This is a genomic window from Paenibacillus zanthoxyli JH29, from assembly GCF_000520715.1.
GTDB classification, from domain to species: Bacteria; Bacillota; Bacilli; order Paenibacillales; family Paenibacillaceae; genus Paenibacillus_AQ; species Paenibacillus_AQ zanthoxyli.
On the sequence record NZ_ASSD01000007.1, the window covers coordinates 19,944 to 40,955 of the forward strand.

General features: G+C 49.6%; 7 protein-coding genes. 1 reads left to right on the forward strand and 6 read right to left on the reverse strand.

What is annotated here, in order from left to right; translation table 11 throughout:
* From L691_RS0100315 to L691_RS27420, 6 genes are all read right to left on the reverse strand, one after another.
* The gene (locus tag L691_RS0100315) at positions 1 to 9,840 is read right to left on the reverse strand and encodes a hybrid non-ribosomal peptide synthetase/type I polyketide synthase (protein ID WP_025688032.1); all 9,840 of its coding nucleotides are present in this window, start codon (positions 9,838 to 9,840) and stop codon (positions 1 to 3) included.
* Between the two features lie 12 nt (positions 9,841 to 9,852).
* Complete coding sequence (locus tag L691_RS0100320; protein WP_025688033.1) at positions 9,853 to 10,560, reverse strand: thioesterase II family protein; 708 nt, start codon at positions 10,558 to 10,560, stop codon at positions 9,853 to 9,855.
* A gap of 21 nt (positions 10,561 to 10,581) precedes the next feature.
* Positions 10,582 to 10,842, reverse strand: a complete 261-nt coding sequence (locus tag L691_RS0100325) for a hypothetical protein (protein ID WP_025688035.1) — start codon at positions 10,840 to 10,842, stop codon at positions 10,582 to 10,584.
* Between the two features lie 28 nt (positions 10,843 to 10,870).
* Entirely contained in the window at positions 10,871 to 12,319 is a 1,449-nt protein-coding gene (locus L691_RS0100330) for a serine hydrolase domain-containing protein (RefSeq protein WP_198022946.1), read from the reverse strand.
* 93 nt (positions 12,320 to 12,412) lie between these two features.
* Positions 12,413 to 16,888 (reverse strand): non-ribosomal peptide synthetase, encoded by a 4,476-nt coding sequence (locus L691_RS0100335; RefSeq protein WP_198022947.1) that lies wholly within the window; start codon positions 16,886 to 16,888, stop codon positions 12,413 to 12,415.
* 10 nt (positions 16,889 to 16,898) lie between these two features.
* Entirely contained in the window at positions 16,899 to 19,643 is a 2,745-nt protein-coding gene (locus L691_RS27420; RefSeq protein WP_025688039.1) for a type I polyketide synthase, read from the reverse strand.
* An 834-nt stretch (positions 19,644 to 20,477) separates the two neighbouring features.
* Here L691_RS27420 and L691_RS30385 point away from each other — a divergent pair.
* On the forward strand, positions 20,478 to 20,651 hold the full coding sequence (locus L691_RS30385) for a hypothetical protein (RefSeq protein ID WP_156934110.1): 174 nt from the start codon (positions 20,478 to 20,480) through the stop codon (positions 20,649 to 20,651).
* Positions 20,652 to 21,012: the final 361 nt, after the last annotated feature.

A 21,012-nucleotide genomic window follows, 5' to 3' on the forward strand; every position in this document is an offset into this window, starting at 1 on the left:
TCACCTCAATCCTTTGATGGATTCCAGCGTCTTTAGCCTGCCTGCCTTTCTCTTCAAATCTTCCTTGCTCTCTGTTTCCGATCTGGATGCCACGCTGCCTTTCGAGTCGCCGCTTCTCTCAGCAAATAAATATTGGTTCAGCTCATCAATCGTCGGATAAGAGTACAGCTTGACCACAGAATGATCCTTGACCGTTAGCTGATTAATTCTAGTGTTAATCTGGATGAGATCAAGCGATGTCGCCCCGGCTTCAAAGAAATTATCGTGAAGTCCCAACTGCTCCAGTCCTAGGAAATCCATGAAGATTTCGGCCAGCTGCTTCTCCATCTCCGTGACCGGAGCCGTAAATTCCGTACTCATTACCGGCCTTTTCTTCGTCCGTCTTGTGCCCAAAGGCTTCTCCTTTACGGCTACACCCTCGATCATTCCGGGCTGAAGCTGGCTTTGCCGTTTGGACAAATCAGACACAGATATAAGATATTGAAGTGGAACATCTGAAGCTTCAGATAGGGCAGCCCGCAAAATATGTTCAAGAGCCGCCATGCCCTCGGCATTTCGAATCCCCCCCGATAGCTCAGCTTCCGGCAAGCCGGGACTACCATCCAACTCGCCGTGACAGATTACGATCTTTCCAATATGCCGGGCCGATGCCATAAACCGGAAGGCCTCTGCCGTCTCCTTAAAACTGTACGGAGTCATGGGCAGCGGAGTAATCGCCCTCTCCTCTACAAGACTAGCGATCTTGCAGAACATGTTGCGGAAGTTAGGCAGCTGGGTATCAATACTGATGGCCGAGAACGATATCCCATTCGCGAATGCCTGCATGCCAAGAGCCTTATTCTCTGTGATATCCCGGATGCCCAGCTCCAGAAATCTTCCGTGCGGGCCCAGAAGCGACAAGCTCTTCTCGGCCGCCTCTCCGGTGAGGGAATTCAAGACTACATCGACAGCCCCCACAGTGGATTGAATTTCCTCAGCGAACGTCACATCGCGAGAAGAATAAACATGACGAATGCCAAGGGAACGAAGATAATCCCTCTTCTCTTCTGTTCCTGCTGTGGCATGAATTTCGGCCCCGACCCATTTTGCAAGTTGAACGGCGGCTAATCCAACGCCCCCAGTTGCTGCATGGATCAGAACCTTCTCTCCGGCGTACAGCTGTCCGCGAACCACAAGCGAATAGTAGGCGGTCATGAACGAAATCGGAATGGTCGCTGCTTCTGCAAACGAAAGTGCAGACGGAATTGGAACTGCCGAGGATGCAGGAGCACATACATATCGGCCCAAGCTCTCACCGGCAATAGCCATGACCCGGTCCCCAGGTTTGAGCCCTGTCACCCCATCCCCAACACGCGTAACCGTACCGGCACACTCTAGTCCGAATCCGAAAGAATGGGACGATGGGAGTGAGAGCATTCCCAGCGCGTACAAGACTTCTTTAAAATTCAGCCCGTTAGCGGCCACTTTGATCTCCACTTCTCCATACTCCGGCTTACGCCTGAACTCTGTTCTAAAACATAATTCCTCTAGGCGCCCCGGCTCTGACAGCGTAAGACGGCTATTTCCGATCTGCGTTAGGGTGAAGTCTGAAGTCAGAGGCAGCATGGCGTCTGTAGCAGGGTTATGCACCCTGCTCATCATGAACTCGCCAACATCGAGCAGTAACTGTCCCTGCCCGCTGTATAACTGCAAACAGAACGACTGCATATCCTCATTGCTCCTGCTGATCCGGCCGCAGCTATAGGTTAGCGGGGGCAGGGAGCTGTAAATCCGTACATTTTTATAAGCAAAGGGCAGATAGGACTCCCCTCTTGTGCTTGCCGTATCCATAAAGCTGGTGGCCCGATCCATTAATGCAGGATGAATATAGAAATCCTCGGCATCTGAGCAGCATTCCTCATCCATGTAAAGCTCGGCTATCCCCTCTGCGTCTTCCAAGTAAACCCGGCGGACTGCGTTCCAGTGCCGGCCATATTGAAGGCCAAAGGATACACTCTCCTCGCTTTGCCCGGAAACATCCTGTATAGTCTGCAGACTTCCAAGGAGCTGTCTAAAGCTGTCCGCTTCCAGAGGCATGCTGCCAGCTATCAGCAGAAGTGAAGCAGCCCCTTTCGCGTACTCATTCCAGGTGCCCGCTTCCCCTCTCAACAGCACGGAGAACAGCCATGTTTCATTTTCTGAGGAGAACCATACGATTCTAATCTCCGCTTGCTGCTCCACAATGATCGGCTTGACAAAGATGAGCTCCTGAATCTCCATAGGTGTCAGGCCCGTCAAATCTGCGAATGATGCCCGAACCAGTTCGAGAACTGCCGTGCCGGGCAGGACGGATGTGCCCAGCAAACGATGCTCATCCAAAACCCAGTGCTGGTCGGCGGACAGTTTTGCAATATAAGTTGTCATGTCCTGTGCGTCTCTCCACGAACCAGCCTCCGGCAAATCGCCACCCCACCGGGTAGTGCTGCATCCGGAAAGCCATGGATGAGACAGGGATAACGGCTTCATTACCAAGGATTTCTCAGACTGGTCTATCCCTTTGTAACGGCTTAATGCATCTACAGCCATCCCTGTCTCATTCCAAGCATCCCAATCCATGCTCACTACCCGTATACGCTCCTGGCGGGACGCTTCAGCAAAGCCATCCAGGAAAGCATTGGCTGCAGCATAGCTGGCCTGGCCACACGCCCCCAAGGTACTGCTGATGGATGAGAACAGGACCAGAAAGGAAGGGGTACTCGCGAGCTTGTTCAGCGCATGATAAATGGATAAGGTGCCTTCCACCTTCGGAGCTAACACAGACTCGATATGTTCCCTGGTTACCTGGTGCAGCATTCCGCCTACATCGGCGATGCCTGCCGCATGGAACACACCATCCAGCTTCCCGTAACGCGATATGACCTCTGCTACGATATGCTCCATCGCGGCATGGTCGGTTACATCCGCGATCTCGATATGCACCTGACCGCCATGAGCCCTCATCCGCTCGGTGTGCTCCTCCATCTCCCGTGGTGAGCGCCCGATTAGGGTTAGCTTGGCTTGATACTTCTCGACCAGAAACTGGGCAAGCACCCGTCCAATCCCGCTTAGTCCTCCTGTAATAAGGTAACTGCCACCCTGCTCAAGCGCCGGGAAGGTGCGGAAGGAGCGAGAATGGTCCTCCTGCACAAACTCGCGGATGTAGCACCTCTGATTGCGCATTGCGTAGCGTGTAAGCAGCGGTTCGCCGCTTTCCGATTCTCCCGCAACTTCACCTGGCCAATCTAGCAGGAACTCAAGGGTCTCTTCAAGCGACTCCGCATCGGCGTCGATTGAAGTCACTTGCAAATGCGGATACTCTAATGGAATTACGCTTGCTGCTCCTGTGAGCAGGGATCTTATCGGGTTTACCCGATCTGTCGGCTGCACGCATTCCATCTCGCGGGTACCAAAAGTAAGATAAACCGGCTCAGCGTTCGAGGCTTTCCCTGCCTCTTTGACAAGATAGACCAAGCTGTACAAGCTGCGGTTCAAGCTATCTTTATAGCTGTCTGCTGCTAGTAGGGATGCATCTTGTTCCGCCATGGCCCATAAATGAATAATCCGGCTTGGCAGCGGATCTCCGCTTTCATTCAAATATTCATATAATTGCTTGTAATCAGACGCATTGCCGTGATCAAGCATGTACATTCTGTCGGATACCCTGTTAAAAGTAGGATGCGGGTAGACCCGAATACAGCAGCTTCCCTGCTGTTCCAGAAGGCCTGCCAGTCTGTCTGCTAAAGGGCCCCGGTCACAAAACAGCAATACGGTCTGTTTGTCTAAAGATGCCAACTTGCGCTCTCCTGGGGTGAAAGCTTCGGTCTCCCTCCACTTAGGAACATAAATCCAATCCTCAACTTGACGCTGAGCTTGCAGACCGCCGGATACACGGGTGATTTGCATTTGCTGGGCTTCAAGCTGATACTTCCAATAATACCGTCTCTCAAACGGATAGGACGGAAGGGAGATACGTTTGCCGGGCCGGTGCTCATAGAATGCATCCCAGTCCAATCCGGCCCCGTACATCCATAAGGATGCCAGTCCCTCCAGCCATTTGCGTGCTCCCGTCATCTTCTCGCGCATACGCGGAATTAAATCAATGACAGGGAATTTCGCGGGGATGTTCCCATTCTGGCGCACAAGCTGACTCAGCGTTCTTCCAGGCCCAACTTCCAGGAACAGCGGACTTATTAACTTCGTGGACAGCGCCTCCAGTCCTTCCCTAAAGCGTACAGTCCCGCGTACATGGGACACGTAGTAATCCGGATCCGAAGCCTGCTCGGAGGTTATCCAATCGCCTGTCAGGTTGGAGATATAAGGAATCTGGGGTGCAGACCAAGTTATCTCTCCGGCAAACTCCCCGAAAATGTCCAGCATAGGCTCCATCATGGAGGAATGAAAGGCATGGGACACTTGCAGACGGATAGGTTCAATGCCCATATGCTGCAATTCCTGTGTGATTTCGCTTATGCAGGCTGCCGGTCCTGAAATGACCGAGAGCTCCGGACTGTTGCTTGCCGCAACAGATAGATCAGGCCAATCTCGTAATAAGTCGGGCAGCCGGTCTAAGGCAAGATTCACACTAAGCATTTCTCCAGGCAGCATCTGCTGCATGAGCGCAGAACGACGGGCGACAAGTTTAATTGCTTCTTCGGGCGTTATAACACCGGAGATGCAAGCGGCCGTATATTCTCCTAGACTGTGGCCAATCATGCCTGCGGGCTGTATTCCCCATCGCTGAAGCAGCCGTGCCAGTGAATATTCGATCATGAACAGTAACGGCTGTGCAGCCTCAGTCTGGTCGATCGGACTGAGTGCATAAGATGCAGCTGAAGGACCGGGGTTATCTCTGCCGTGCTGACCTGAATTCACACCATGCATCCATACCTCGTATGGATAGAAGTTTACTGCTGAACGGGCGATCTTTAGGCAGCGGTCCATCTCTTCCCGGAACAGCGGCTCCGATTCATAGAGATGCTTTGCCATCTCCGCATACTGAGAGCCTTGTCCCGGAAATAAGAACACGACTTGATAATCCGAAGCGGTATTTACAGCCGATAATTCACCACTAAGGAAAGCCCGCAGTCCTTCGCATAATTCCTGACGGGTTGAAGCTACCAGGGCAAAACGCCATTCAAGCAGCTTTCTACCGACAGCGAGCGTATAAGCAACATCATGGAGCTCCAGGTTAACAGCACGCTCCAAGTTATCCAGCATCTCTTTGCACTTCTGGCGCAGGGCGTCCTCCGTATGGGCCGAGAAGACAAAGATCTCTCCTGAAGAGCCTCCAGCCGGATATCGACCTTCGTCCTTCGCCTGTTTCTCGGAAATGAAAGGAGCCTCCTCTAGGATCACGTGTGCGTTGGTCCCCCCGATGCCAAAGGAGCTGACGCCTGCTCGGCGCGGATAAGCCTCAGACGGTGCCCAGTCACACAGCTCCCCGTTAACATACAGACTGGTCTCGTCAAACCCGATGCCAGGATTTGGCTCGTGAAAATGCAAGCTTGGCGGAAGCTGCTTGTAATAAAGTGACAGAACGGTCTTGATGAATCCGGCAATACCGGCCGCCGCATCCAAATGCCCCACATTGGTTTTCACCGAGCCAATGGCCGTGCGGTGTTCATGTTCTGCCGGAAAGAACTCGGACAGCGCCTTGATTTCAATAGGATCTCCCAGCGGTGTTCCAGTCCCGTGGGCTTCAATATATCGAATTGAATCGGCCTGAACTGCTGCCGCCTCAAGCGCAGATGCGATAACCTCCCTCTGCCCTGTGATGCTAGGTGCGGTAAACCCTGCCTTACGCGTTCCGTCATTATTAATCGCTGCCCCCTTGATCACGGCGTAAATATGATCCCCATCACGGAGCGCATCCTCCAGCGATTTAAGTACGACCATCCCCAATCCGTCTCCGCTAACCGTTCCTTGTGCCGCGGCATCAAAAGCTCTGCAATACCCGTCAGGAGATTTAATCATCCCTTCCTGATACAGATATCCCGATTTCTTCGGTACCGTAACCGATACTCCGCCAGCCAGAGCAATCTTAGATTCCTGACGAAGCAGCGACTGGCAGGCCAGATGAACCGCAACCAGCGAAGAAGAACAGGCGGTTTCCACGGTGAGGGAAGGGCCTCTAAGATTTAATTTGTAGGAGATCGGCATACTCAGCGAGTGTACATTCAAATGCGACGCTTTCCAGCGGTCCGTGTCATCTTCCAATGCATGAAATAAGTGATTCACCCAGCCTAAGTTGACGGTTCCTCCTACAAATAACCCGATTGCATCCTTGTAGCGTTCCGCATCATATCCGGCATCCTCCAGAGCAGACCAGACGCATTCATGAAGCAGCCGGAGCTGTGGGTCCATGAGTTCAGCCTCTTGCCCGCTGTAACCGAACAAATCTGCATCAAAGTACTCAATGCCCTCAAGCATTCCTTTTGCCTTCACGTAATCGGACCGATTGAGAAGTTCTTCCGAAATCCCCGACTCCCGCAGCTCCTCCTCGGTGAAGAACGAGATCCCTACTTTGCCTTGCTGCAATTGGCGCCAGAACATTTCAATATTGTTCGATCCAGGAAACCGGCCTGCCATGCCGATCACCGCAATATCCCCGTTATGTCCAGCCTCTTCCTGCGTGTCCCCTCCTAATGAAGTATCCTTGTGGTGCTGGGATTGACGTTTGGACAGATATGCTGATAATTGCCGAACCGTAGGGTACTGAAATAAATCAGTTACCAACATTTCAGTTCCGGTGGCTTGACGAATTCTGTCGCTGATCCGAATCGTCAATAGGGAATTGCCCCCGATATCGAAGAAGGCATCATCAAGACCAATCTGCTCTAACCCAAGCGCTTCTTTCCAGATCTGAAGCACCGTCTGCTCCATAAAAGCGGTAGGAAGCGCCGTTTGCTTTACGGGTTCATCTACAGTCTTCCTTAGGTGAAGCAGTGCCTTCTTATCGATTTTCCCGTTTAAGGTCAGCGGCAGGGTATCCAGCTGAATATACTTCGTGGGTACCGCATAGAACGGAAGATGCCGGGACAGCTGCTCCCTAATCTGTGCGATGGCCAGATTCTTCTTAGACACGTAGTAAGCCGTCAGCTCTTTCTCACCTTGCATGGTTTGGGGAACCTGGACCACACATGCATCGATGTCAGATAAGCGGCTCATCGCCGTTTCTACTTCCTGCAGCTCGATACGATAGCCTCTCACTTTGACCTGATCATCCGTTCTGCCGAAAAAGTCGATATTTCCGTCCGGCAGCCATCTAGCCAAGTCTCCCGTCTTGTACATCACATAGCCTTGATAGATCGGATCGGGAACGAACTTCTCCTTCGTCAGCTCCGGCCTGTTCAAATATCCGCGAGCCACTCCTTCCAGGCCTACACAGAGTTCACCAACGGCCCCTGCAGGCAGTAGATGATGATGGCGATCCACAATATAAGCGGTTGACCGTGTAATCGGCTGACCGATCGGAATCCGTGTTTCGTAGCTTTTGGTAATATGAAGTGCTGTGGACAGTACAGAGTTCTCTGAAGGGCCGTAGCCGTTAACCAAGGTGAGCTCCGGACAAGCCCTCCTTACCTTATTGATATGAGGAGTTGATAAAGTATCTCCGCCAACGATGAGGTAACGAAGGGAGCCGAATATAGACGCATCTACCCCTGCCAGCTGATTAAACAGCGGTGTTGTCATCCACATTAGCGATACGCCATTTTCCAAGAGAGCCTGCTTGAGCACTTGCGGCATGAGCAGCTTCTCCTGCGGCAGCAGGGAGAGTCCGGCACCGGCCAGCAGCGCACCCCAAATCTCGAAATTAGACACATCGAATTCAAAAGGGCATGTCGGAAGAATGACATCGCTGGAGCGAAAATCTACAAACCCGGTATTTTTGACCAGCCGGACAATCCCCTTATGCTTTACCATGACTCCTTTGGGCTGACCGGTTGACCCTGAGGTATAGACAATGCAAGCCAGGTTATTGCCCTTTGTCCGGACAGGCGTTAGAGAATGCTGTTCCGAATGCGCTCCCGCCTTCACTTCAGAATAGACTCGCTGCACATCAATGCCGTGGACCCCAGTAAGCTCCGCATATCTTGCTGTAAAATCCGGTTCGGCCAGCAGAAGGCTCATCGCTGTATCTTCTATCATGTACTTCACCCGCTCAGGCGGATATTCCGGATGAATAGGCACATAAGCAGCTCCGGATTTAAGAATGCCGAGTAATCCGGCAATCGTAGCCGGTCGGCGGAAAGACTGGATACCTACACACTGCTCGGGCCCTGCCCCCTTCCGCTTTAGTTCTGCTGCAATGGCATCTGATATTAGATCTAGTTCCCTATAGGTAATCCTATCGTTCTCAAAGAGGATAGCCGTGTGGTCAGGATACTGCCTGACAGCTTCCGCGAAGAGCTGGGGAATGCTCAGGCCTTCAAGGTCAAGCTCTGCAGGATAAGGCGCAAGCAGTCCATTCAGAAGAGGGTGCTTGGGCTGAACGAGCGCAACATCTGCCAATCTGTCCGAAGGACGGTCTGCCAGGTCTTGAAGCAGCTGTATCAGACACCCCCCCATCTGCTGAACCACAAAATACTCATATTTACCAGCATCGTATACGAATTCGAACTCAAGCCCTTCAACCGTTTTGACCAGGAGCGTAAGCGGATAATGCGTGTGCTCATCCATCTGGTAGGATCTGAAATATAGTGTAGTGTCTGCACTAGATGGTTCTTCGGGCTGTTGTAACAGCTTTTTATCGAGCGGATAATTCTCAATGACCACAAATGTGTCAAAAAGCTCCTCCGGACCCTGCAACCCGGCAGCCTGACGAATCGAAGGAAGACCGGAATGCTCATAGTCCCGCCGCTCGGCTAGCAGCCTATGTACTCTCCTAAAATAGTCTTCGGCACGCTCTTCTCCGCTGCTTCGAATTCGTAGCGGCACCGTATTAATGAGCATTCCGGCAGCTGTATCGATCCCGCTTAAGCTCAATCCCCTGCCAGAGACCGTCGTTCCGAATACCACATCATCGCTATAAGTAAAGCGTCCGATCAGCAGAGCCCAGGTACCATAGATGAAAGTGGCTATAGACATACCTAATTCCCTGCAGAACTCCTGCAAACTAGCTAGTGTGTCCGGGGCGATACGTTTAGAGACTTTCTTAAATTCGTAACAGGTAGGCTTGTAGAATGGCTGTACCGGCTGTTTGATCTCATATTCGGACAAGTGATCTGCCCAGAACTGGGCCTCGGACTCAAGATCCCGGTTCTTCTGAATCGCTGTCAAAATCGACTTTAGGGAAGCTTTGCCGCGCTGGACGGCGGGTTTATTCTCTGAAAGGGCACGGTACACGCTAAGCCATTCTTCCAAGATCACGCCCAGGCTCCATCCGTCGAGCAGAATGTGATGGAAGGTCAGGAACATGTAACACTCGCCGCTGTATTTGTATAAGGAGATTTTCACCGCTTCCTCAGCCAGATTGAATACTGTGGAACGCTCACGATCACGGATCTTTTGACGGCTCGATGACGTACAGGTCTCTTCCGAACAATCATGAATCTCAATCCGGGGCTTACTGTGTTTTAAGATGATCTGAACGGGGTTTCTGAGCTGCTCCCACCTGAACACCGACCTTAAGGCCTCATTCGCTTGAAATACATGCTCCCAGGCTTGAACGAACCAAGTGTCCTCTATGCGCCCTTCAAGGCCCAGCATAAGGGATTCCACGTACTTGCCTTCCTGAGTTCCCTTCAAATAGTGGTACAGCATTCCTTCCTGCACAGGACGCAGCGGCCATATATCCTGAACATTGGTTTTCTCAATTTTCATTCGAAGGCCTCCTCACTTATGGACAAGAAGTGCACTCTCCACAGCATCAATGACTTTATCCAGCTGATCATGTATAAAAAAGTGTCCGCCTTGCATTTGGATCAATCGGAAAGAACCCCGGGTATATTGCTCCCATGCCTGTCCGTTCTCTAGCGGCATCAGTGGATCACTTCTGCCAGCCAGGACGGAGAAATCAACAGGCAGCTGAACCACTTTTTCTTTTCCGGCGTACAATTCATAGATCCTGTAATCCGACTTGATAATGGGTACAAAGATTCTCATCATCTCCGGATTGACCTGCAATTCTTGGGCGGTGCCGCCCAGCTTGACAATCTCCTTCAGAAACAGCTCATCAGGAAGCATATGAAGATTCTCTTCGCCATAGCGAAGATGTGGAGGATTACACCCGGACAAGAACAAATGCACGGGCAGTTGATAGCCGCACTCCATTAATTTGACGCTTAGTTCATATGCCACTAGGCCACCTAAACTGTGTCCATAAATGGCGTAAGGCTGTTCATCGATTTGGCTCTGTATACAGCTGTATAAATCTTCAATTAACTCCGACATACTGCCACATAATTTGCTCCCAAACCTCTTCCCTCTGCCCGGTAATTCCAGGGGAACGAGCTCAATCTTCTCGGACAACAGACGGTTCCAACTTAAATAGACAGATGCCGTACTGCCCGAATAAGGGATTGTAAAGAGTCTGATCTTCATACCTACCCTCCTTCATGCAAGCTATTGAAATGAAATCTGATAACCCATTTGGGACAGGCTGCCCTGGTTAGGCTGAATCACAAGATCAGGATAATCGGCAAACACAGAATATAATTCATCCGGAGCATGATCCGAGTCCATATTGAAGAAAAAGATAGCCGCCTGTAGCCGGGTTAACAGCTGTTCGTAGGGAAGCTCCCACTCCGTAATCAGCCCCCGCTCTTCACACTGAATCAACTGCTGCTTGAATTCCTGAATACTCGGGATATTACCGATCCGCATTGGTTCATCTCCTTAACAAGATATATTGTCATACCGCCAGACTGATTGGCTGTTCCTCAGCTCTTCTCGGGAACAAGGCTGCTGTAATTCGCAAGCCTGCAAACAAGATTGCAGTTATACCTAGCGAGATCATTGCAGGTGCAACGGTAAAAGGAGCCCACACGATAATAAAGGGCCAAGGGTATCCCCAAAACAGCAGCTTTGGAATATACCATGCGACGCCTATCATCAGAGCGGCAAATAATATCCATAATGCTGTTTTTATATAAAGTGCTGCTGTGAATCCGGTAAATACGCGCCTTCCGCGCTGCATCGCCAGTATGAGTAATACTAGTCTATAAAGCAGCCACAGGCTTAGAAGTATGGATAGAACAAGAAGTATGGTCGCTGCTAGGTTGGCAGTACTTGTCGTGTCTGGGGGCGCCGCCGCGGGCTGCTTGCCCAGCAGTATATCGTACAACCCGGAGGCAATGGCATAGGTGTAAGTTGAATTGCGGTTCCCCATAACGGCGACTCCTATCTTTTTCTCCAAATCAACAAGCACGTAGGAGGAGAAATTGGGATTATTGCCGCCATGGGACAGATAAGGCTGCTCTCCTCGATCAAATACTAGCCAGCCTCCTCCATATCTGAACGGAGAATCATAAGGCTCCGTCAAGGTTGCAGCCACCCGGTCATCCGGAATATGAGATGCGTTAACCGCTCGGTGTAGCGATTCCGGGAGGGTATCATCCTGTTCAAGCTGGATTTGCAGCCACCTGGCCATGTCCTTGGCATTGGATACAATATAGCCTGCCGGCATATTTCCCCGATAAGTTGGAGCTTCATAACTGCGGTTCCCGATCAACCCCAGCTTGTACCCGCTTGACAATTGGGCATCTGACGGCAAGACAGCAGTTCCGGCATAAGTGCTCGTTAAGCCTAATGGCTTCATCACCTCGGTGGCCATAAACGACTCATAAGACTGGCCGCTGACTTGTTCAATAATTGCGCCAAGCACATCATAATTGCCTGTCGAGTATAGGAACTGCTGTCCGGGCTTGTACCATAAAGGCTGACTAGCCAAATTACGCACCGTATCTTGAAGTGCCTGCTCATCCTTGGAAGGCTTAATCAGCGCTATAGAATTGCTGCCCATTCCGCTGGTCTGATGCAGGAAGTCCTTAACCGCAGGGTCAACCTGCGCCTGGTCAAACTTCCACTCGGTCTGAGGCAGATAACGGGATACCGGTGCTTTAAGATCGACCTTCCCCTGCTCAGCGAGCAGCAGGATCCCCAGTGCTGTGTAAGCTTTGCTGTTCGACCCCAGTTCAAATAGGGTATCGGGGCTAACCTTCCGCTTAGCAGCCTGATTGGCAAGCCCGTATCCTTGTGTATAGGTTTCATTTCCATTGACTATGGCGATGGAGACGCCGGGAAGGTTATCCTTATTCACCATATCAGCCACATATTGATCAAAAGCTTGCGGATCAGGCATCTTTGCCTCTGCTGATTGCGCGTTAGGAATGATGGCGCATCCTAGTATCAGAAGCGGTATGAATAAACGCCGCAGTCGCATTCCGTTCCCCCTTTATTTGAATATGGCATCGAGCTCCTGCTGTGTCAGGTCAACCGCATCAAAGTCATCCGGCGTGAGAATAAGTTCTTCCTCTGCCCCAGCTGCTGGCTCTTGGATCAGCTTCATCATTTTTGACCTGTAGCCCTGAATCAGACGCTCCATTTGTTCTAATTCCATAGCCTCCGGGGAGACCATGAATTCAATTTGCAGTTGTCGCTTCATCACTACCGCATTCAGCTCCAGCAGGTACGGGAAATGGTTCTCGGGTGCCACATCCGGACCGGAGGCCTCATACAGAACTCGGAACTTCTCCTCATCCTGAATTGAAAATTCTCCAAGATAGTTAAACACAATGCCTGGTGATGCAGGAGTTAGCTGCTGAAGGGAATATGCCAGCACGCCATATCCCACGCCTCTATGAGGAACCTGCTTCAATTGACGCTGCAGTCCAAGTCTTCTCCCCCTCTCTTCCAGCTCTGTATCAAATTTCAATTTGACAGGATATAGACTGGTAAACCATCCTATGGTGCGCGATAGATTCAGGTCGGCGAACAGCGCTTCCCGGCCATGTCCTTCAGTCCAGATCGTTAGCTCCTCCGATGGGAACTCCCCCTGCCACGCTAATGCCAGCTCTGTCTGCATGTGTTCAGCGGTAGTCATGCCACAATTCCCCTGCAGGATTGCCTGGGTTTCATCTGCGGAAAAAATAATCTTGCGTTTGAAGCAATCGCTTCTGAGAGGCATTGGCCGTTCCTCTGCTTCTTTGATTCTCTTATTTGCTTCACTTTGCCGCTTCCAATAGTCTAGCTCGGACTGGAATATAGGCTGCGAGCGCTCCCAAAGTGCACTCGACCACCGCTGGAAAGAAGCTGTCTTGGGAGGCAGCGGCTGCTTGGATAGTACTCGCTTTAGGTCCTCTAAGAGAATCCTCCAAGATACTCCATCGATGCACAGATGATGGGCTGCTAACAGCAGCCGCCGTTTACGTCCTGGGACAGTGATTAGCAACGCCTGCAGGCAAGGCTTGTCCGCTGATGTAAAGCGGATTTTTCTTTTGAAAGCAGTCATTTTTTGCTCAAGCTCAATTTCTTGCTGTTCCTCCGAGTGGGCATTGATATGGATGATCTCTGGAAGTTCCTCTCCCAAATGTAAATTGTCGCTGTAGAACATCTTTTTCCGAACGTCATCATAGTACAGACGAAACGCGTCATGGTGCCGGATCAATGACCTTATGCCTTCAACAAGGTCAGCTTCAGCAATATCATCGGCCAATTCCAGCATGATGGATTGCTGGTAGTAATCCGCGTTCTGGAACTGCTGCTTTAAGAACCAAGATTGAATAGGTGTAGGAAGAAGCTCTCCTACTGCGGGTCCTTGTTCCTCCTCATGGAATTCCTGCTTAAGATGAAGAAGCATATCTTTGAGAAGCGGATAGTCCAATATCACTGCCGCACTCAGATCGAATCCCTGGCTTTTTAACAAGCTGGAGACCTGAATGGCTTTGATAGAATCGCCTCCCCTCTCAAAGAACTGGTCTTCGATCTCAATGTTGTCGGTCTCGAGGACAGTTCTCATCGCAGCCAGAAGATTACCTGAATACGTTAATGGCTCTTGTTGAACGCTTGGGCTGTGCCCCTTGTTCATCATCTCGGTAAGCTGCTGTTTGTCAGCCTTGCCGTTCAGCGTTAAGGGGATTGCCGGAACACTGTGAATCCGGTCAGGGATCATATAAGAAGGCAGGCTGCCCAGCAGCTGCTGCCGGATCCAGGCAGAGTCCGGTTCGTCACCATCCACGCATGCAAGCAGCTCGGCTGACTGGTCCTCACCCGTTATGAAGACAACAGCTTCCCGAATGCCTTCCAGACGAAGCAAGGCCTGTTCAATCTCTTCCGGCTCAATCCGGTATCCCCGGATCTTGACCTGGTCATCCATGCGGCCGATATACTGCAGCAGATAGCCTTTACCCATCCGCACTCTATCGCCGGTACGATACATTCTGTTCCCTTCTACATAGGGATCTGCAAGGAAACGCTCTGCAGTAAGCTGATGCCGATGGAGGTACCCTTCCGCTACGCCCGGCCCTGAAATGAAGAGTTCGCCTACAGCTCCTGGAGGAAGCATCTGCATATGTTTGTCAAGAATGTACAATCTCGCATTTGCAGCCGGAATCCCGATAGGAACCGCAGATTCCTTGTCGGTCAAGGGGTTAAACCGGTGGATCATGCATCCAACCGTTGCTTCTGTGGGACCATATTCGTTATAGATGGACAGCGATGAGCCGAACATTGCTTGGATTTGGGAGGCAAGATGTGTCTTAAGGCTTTCTCCGCCAACGATCAGGGTATGCACAACTGCATTTGGATTACGACGATTCGGAAATAACGCGAGATGCGAAGGCGTTAATTTAATGATGGTTGCTTTATTGTCTTGAAGAATACGGCTCAGTGTGAATTCATGCTGATTTGGGGGGTAAATTCTAAGCTGAATCCCGCTTGTTAAGGGAACAAACAGGGAAGTAAGCGTTAAATCAAAGGAAAGTGACGAGTAAAATGCAAAGATATCACGATCAGATTTTAAATAGACGGAGGATGCCCAGGTGATGTAGTTGGCCAGACTAGAATGCAGGACTTGAACTCCTTTGGGTTCTCCTGTGGATCCTGACGTATAAATAATGTAGGCAGGGGTATTCGCTTTGCTTACTGTGCTTTCGGAGAAAGCAGACAACTGCTTTTCTTCCACTGCTTCATTCTGAGCAAGCAGTCCTGGAACGGTTAGTACAGGTACAGTCCATTCCTCGGTTTCTTCATCCGATAGCAGATAAACGGCTCCCGAATCTCGGAGCATAAATTCAACCCTGGATCTGGGGATTTCAAGAGCAATCGGCATAAATGCTGTTCCTGTCTTGATTACAGCCATAATGGCAACAACCAGTTCAGGACTGTGCCTCATCCGAATCGCTATCGGTCCCGATTGAATGCCCGGCTTGGCCGCGAGCACTGCAGCTAAATGATGAACCTGTCTCCATAGCTGGCCATATGTCATCTCCTCTTGCTCCCAGCTGAGCGCTGTTCGCTCCGGGTGAACACTTGCTTCTCGCTCAAACAAGTCCAATACGGTAAGATCCTCTGCATATTTATGAGCAGCCTGCAAATTGTAGTGCTCGACTGTATTCTCCCACTGCTGCTGATTCAGGAGGGAGAGTCTATGAATCCTAGCATCCGGGCTTGAAGCCATCTCGGCTAGCAAGCAGATCATGGAGTCGAGCAAAGACTCGGCTTCAAAGTCGTCAATCAAGCTGGTCTGATAATCCAAGCTGAACAAGAGCGTGCCATCGTCCGACCAATCCTTGATCACCAATTGCAGCGGATAAGCCTGCTCACCCGAGTAGAATTCCTCGTTAAGAATCGGTGAGCCATGGATACTTGTTCTAAGATGGGTGTTGTAGTAATTCAAGGAAGTTTGAGCTAAGGCCTGACGGCCTTTCTTCCGAAGCTGAAGTCGCCCTGCTAACAGGTTATATGGGTACTTGTGGTTGCCTAGATTACGCATATACTCCCGCTTTAGGTCCCGCAGAAAGTCATGCAGGGGCCTGTCTTCTTGCATACGAATCGTTAACGGCAGATTATCGGTGAACATGCCTACTATCGTTTTCGTCATGGCATTGCGATTAGCAATAGGCATCGAGAGAACAATTTCGTCCTTCTGGTAATAACGGGATAGCAATATTCCATAAGCCGCACTCAAGAATATCGGGACAGATACGTGATGCTGATCCGCTGCATCCTTGAGCCTGCTTGTAGTTTCCTTGTCCAATAACCGGGTTAGACGGTTACCCGAAGGATCACGGGGAGTTTGTTCAAAAAGAGGTTCCGGTAGTTGGGTGAATTTCTGTTCCCAATATATGCGATTGTTCTCACATCGGTCTGATTGTAAATACGCCTGCTCCATATCCAGATATTGCAGATAAGAGGTACAAGGCTGCATGGGATCGCTTGCTTCCTGAGAGCTAAGAAGCTGGTACCGTTCCAGAATGTGCTTGGTAAGAACATCCATGGACCAACCATCACAAATAAGGTGATGAGCCCGCAGCAAAAAGCCGTTATCACGCTCACCCAAACTAAACATGGCTATATGATAAAGAGGTGAATCATAGAGGTTATAGGGAGTCTGTGCCTCGGCGGTAACCCAACGTTCATAAGCTGCTTGGGAATCCGAAATTTCCGAGAAGTCATAAAAAGGCAGCGGTTCTTCCTGATAAGGAGCAACGTACTGCACCGGCTCGTCATGCCTGAGCTGCAGCTGAATCCGTAGACCCTCATTGGCCTGAATTACGGAATGTATAGAGGCCTCAAGAGCATTAAAATGAATAGGCCTCAATATACGTACACATCCTCCGATGTGATTCACACTCGATTGCGGGTAGAGCTGTTCGGTATACCATATTCTCTTTTGAGGATGACTCAAACGATGTACAACCAGCTTGTCCATTAGCATAACATCAGCTACCTTTCAGAGGGATTGGCTCTGTTAAAAGGGATTCTAGCGCTTCTGCCAATTCTGCGATGGATTGATGCTCCAGGAAAACTTCAAGCCCTATATGCGTTTTAAAGATATCACCTAGATTTGCATTTATTGACGCCGCAAGGAGCGAATTGCCTCCGAGCTCGTAAAAATTATCCTCAGTGCCTATGGGAGTCACTCCAAGGTGCTTCTCCCACAGATGAACCAAGATTCGCTCTGTAGCGCTGCGCGGTCCCTTGTAACCGGCAAGCTGTTCTGCAGACAGCTTAAGGGGAACAACCGGAACAAGCTCCGAAGCGGCTTTTGCCCCAGAATTAGAGTGCTGATCAGTCTCGGGTTCTACCCAGTACCTTACTCTCTCGAACGGGTACGTAGGAAGAGCAATTCGCTGTCTCTTCTCTCCTTCATAATAAGCCGACCAGTTGATGGGATAACCCTCTATCCAGAGCCAGCCCAAGCAGTAACAGATGCTTCTGTCTATGCTTTCGGTTCCGGTCACATTTTGGTCTGTCATATGAATATCTCCGCTTGCGATAGACGGCCTTGGACCCAGTGTTAATTGCACATGATCCGAAGGTGGATTATGATCTGAATGAAATAGAGACGGATCATGCAATAGGGATGATAGAAGTTCGAATCCGGCCAGACCCTTCGTCTTCTTGCGAGAATCCGGATCCCCTGGCCATATTAATGAATCCGGCAGCCTGTCCAGATCGACAGTCATTTGCTCGAGTCGACGTTCATAACTATCCGCCCAGAGACGTTGTTCTACAGGGTTCAATTGACGGCGCGAGAGCTGGAAACACATATACAGATACGCTGCATCCTCCAGCTCCATCCAGCCTGATGCTGTTGCAGCAGCATAGACGCCGGCCCCTTCTCCTTTGTAATAAGAGGGTACAATCCCCCACCGCTTCCACATGTGCGACATACCTATTTGGAAGGCAAAAGAGCGTAAAGCTTCAAGCACATCTGCCTGAGACTTTTTCGCCAAGGAACTGAGTTCATACTTGACAGCTTGCTTCATCCTCATCAGCAGTTGGGTCCAATCTTCATGGAAACGGGGCGCTGTTTTGGTCCATTCGATGTACGAAGCCTCCAAATCTAACTGCTGATCCGCAAAGAAGAAGGTTAAAGGCTTCATTACACCACTAACCTTCCCCGTGTGGAATTGAGGCTCCTGGATTATACCTTCATCACCCGATTTCATCATACTGATATAAAAACCGCGCTGCTCCAACCCTTTACGTCCCACCTGGAGCGTATAAGCTGCATCTGCAAGGCGGTTCTCAGGAAAAGTTGCCAGCGAAGCTTGAACCCGGTCTTTATAGTTGTGAAGCGCGGTCGCTGTTTGGGCAGATAGAACGAAGAGGCATGCCTCCCGTTCAGAGACCGAAGGGTCTATTTGCGGCGGCTCTTCGACAATGACATGTACATTGGTTCCACCAAGTCCAAATGAACTTACTCCGGCATAGCGGGGCAATCCTCCACTGCCCCATTCAAGCGGAATTGGGTTTAGATAAAATGGGCTGGTTCCAGAGGCTAGACGGATGCTGGGCATCTCAACATTAATGGCTGGCGGAAGCACCTGCTCCTTCAGTGCCATAACGGCCTTGATTAAGCCAATGACTCCGGCGGCAGGGCCGGTATGCCCGAAATTAGCCTTGGCCGATCCCAGTGCACAAAAAGCGGTCTTTGACGTGCTTTTAAGGAATACCTCATGCAAAGCTTCAAGCTCAATTGCATCTCCCAAAGGAGTTCCCGTTCCGTGAGCTTCTACATAGCCAATCTGTTCCGGCTTCACGCCGGAGACCATCATAGCCCTTTCTATGACTTCAATTTGGCCTTTTACTGAAGGGGCAGTAAATCCAGCCTTCTGGGAGCCATCATTGTTCATAGCAGATCCTTTGATCAACCCGTAGATGGTATCCCCGTCCTCCCAGGCGTCCCGAAACCTCTTGAGCACGACACACCCAGCCCCTTCGCTATACAAAGTCCCTGTTGCCTCGGCATCAAAAGCTCGAAGATGGCCATCCGAGGATAATAAGCCGTTATCCTGATATTCATATCCGGCAATTTGCGGAATACTGAGCGTCGCTGCACCGCATATCATTACATCACTAGAGTATGTCAACAAACTTTCACAAGCCAAATGTACGGCCGCCAATGAGCTTGAACATGCGGATTGAACATTAAGCACTGGACCTGTAAGATCCAGCTTATAGGCGGTCATGGTGGCTACATGGTCCTTCTCGCTGGCAATCTGCATTTGCAGATTGGTGGCGGCCTGTGCATCGCTCAAATGCGGGAGAAGATGAAACATGGAGTAATAATTTGCATATACGCCCGCATACACCCCAATCAGCTGTTTCCTATCTTCTGCGGCGTATCCTGCGGTTTCTAGCGCTTCCCAGGCCAGCTCCAGAAACAGGCGGTGCTGCGGATCCATCCAGGAAGCCTCTGTGGGGTTGATGTTAAAAAACGAAGCATCAAAGTACTCGATGTCCTTGATATTATTGTTTGCACGTATAAAGGGTCTGGGATTATCGGAGTGATGCCATGGCCCCTCTTTGGACACTGCGCCAAGATCTGCGACCACTTCATCACCCTGTTTAATATGCTTCCAGAACTGTTCTATGTTTTCGACACCAGGCAATCGTATGGACATGCCTATAATTGCGATATCCGTCTTTTTATCTGCAAAATCAATATCAAATGACATTGGATCCCTCCAGTCAGATGAAAATCATATATACACTTATGTAGATTTGCCGTACTTTAACTCGAATTCTCTGTAATAACCTTATCACGTTTACTTCCATTAAAAAATAGAACGTTGGAACTATATACCATTTATATAAAATTTTCTTAATTTAAAATCTATAATTTACCATAACAAGTATAATTAGAGATGATCTTATAAATCTACAATCTCACATTTGTGTATTAGGTTTGTATCAAAGTCAATGCACATTTTATGGTTCTTAGGAACCGTTTTTGTACAAGAAATCTACATATAAATTACATGAAAAAGGAACATAATCTTATGCGGTTCTCAGGCTGTCGAGAAGACTCGGCAACCATTAATATGTTGATTAATTCAACAAGTGGTAGATATTTTTTTTGTATTAAGGGAAGGTGTTCTGCGATGCTGCGTAAAACCGAGAAGGACAACAGGCCTACGATTTTGTGTCCAATGAATAATTGGTTACCCAAAATCATTTGCTTCGGAAAATTTGGATCGCTAAATCGATTTATCATTTATTGATGAAAAGGTTCGACCCCTCTATTGCGAAGACAACGGACGTCCAGCAATTGATCCTGTTGTGTTGTTCGAGAAGATCTTTCTCGGTTTTGTACGGCATTCGGTTCGAACCACAGTTGGAGCGAGAGATTTTAACCAAGCTTTCTTACCGCTGGTTTCTGGGTACTGGAACTATCAGATAAAGTCCAGGATCACACGACCATCAGCTGGAACCGCCGAACTCGATTTAAAGATACTAACAATTTTTGGGATATCTTCGATTAAATTGTATTACAGGGCATGCAGCACCGGATGATTGGCGGCCGGGTGTTGATTTCAGATTATACACATGTGAATGCAAACGCCAACAAGCGCCAGTACATGAAACAGCAGGACCTTCAATATACACTTGATTACATGGGTGAACTCAATGATGTGGTTGAAACGGATCGGAGAGCGCATAGAAAAGAGAGCTTTAAAGCCTAATGAGGAGGTGGTCGAGGAGAAAGAAAGTAAAGTGATCAGAACGGATCCGGACATAATTCGAGATGGCAACGCCGGTCAACCGAACCGAACATATTTAGTTTCATATTGTATTTTAATTAAATAGCCTTCAGATTCCTCAACCATGTTTATTGCTTCAGCCAAATGATTATCCCAATCTTCCACTTCGCCGAAAAATTCACCTAGAAATCTATTTTTTGTCGATTATTTAATTTCCGTTTTTTCACCTTCATTATCTTTTTTGGTAATTTATCTAATAAAAAAGTCTCATACCTTTACCTTCTTGTATTTCTTTAAGCTATTGTCTCCCGTTAGTCATAATGAACGAGGCGGCCCCAATCGC

Excerpts from the sequence above, each read along its gene's own strand:
- L691_RS0100315 (WP_025688032.1), bottom strand. The coding sequence starts at position 9,840 with ATGAAAATTGAGAAAACCAATGTTCAGGATATATGGCCGCTGCGTCCT.
- L691_RS0100320 (WP_025688033.1), bottom strand. The coding sequence starts at position 10,560 with ATGAAGATCAGACTCTTTACAATCCCTTATTCGGGCAGTACGGCATCT.
- L691_RS0100325 (WP_025688035.1), bottom strand. The coding sequence starts at position 10,842 with ATGCGGATCGGTAATATCCCGAGTATTCAGGAATTCAAGCAGCAGTTG.
- L691_RS0100330 (WP_198022946.1), bottom strand. The coding sequence starts at position 12,319 with ATGCCTGATCCGCAAGCTTTTGATCAATATGTGGCTGATATGGTGAAT.
- L691_RS0100335 (WP_198022947.1), bottom strand. The coding sequence starts at position 16,888 with ATGGACAAGCTGGTTGTACATCGTTTGAGTCATCCTCAAAAGAGAATA.
- L691_RS27420 (WP_025688039.1), bottom strand. The coding sequence starts at position 19,643 with ATGTCATTTGATATTGATTTTGCAGATAAAAAGACGGATATCGCAATT.
- L691_RS30385 (WP_156934110.1), top strand. The coding sequence starts at position 20,478 with ATGATTGGCGGCCGGGTGTTGATTTCAGATTATACACATGTGAATGCA.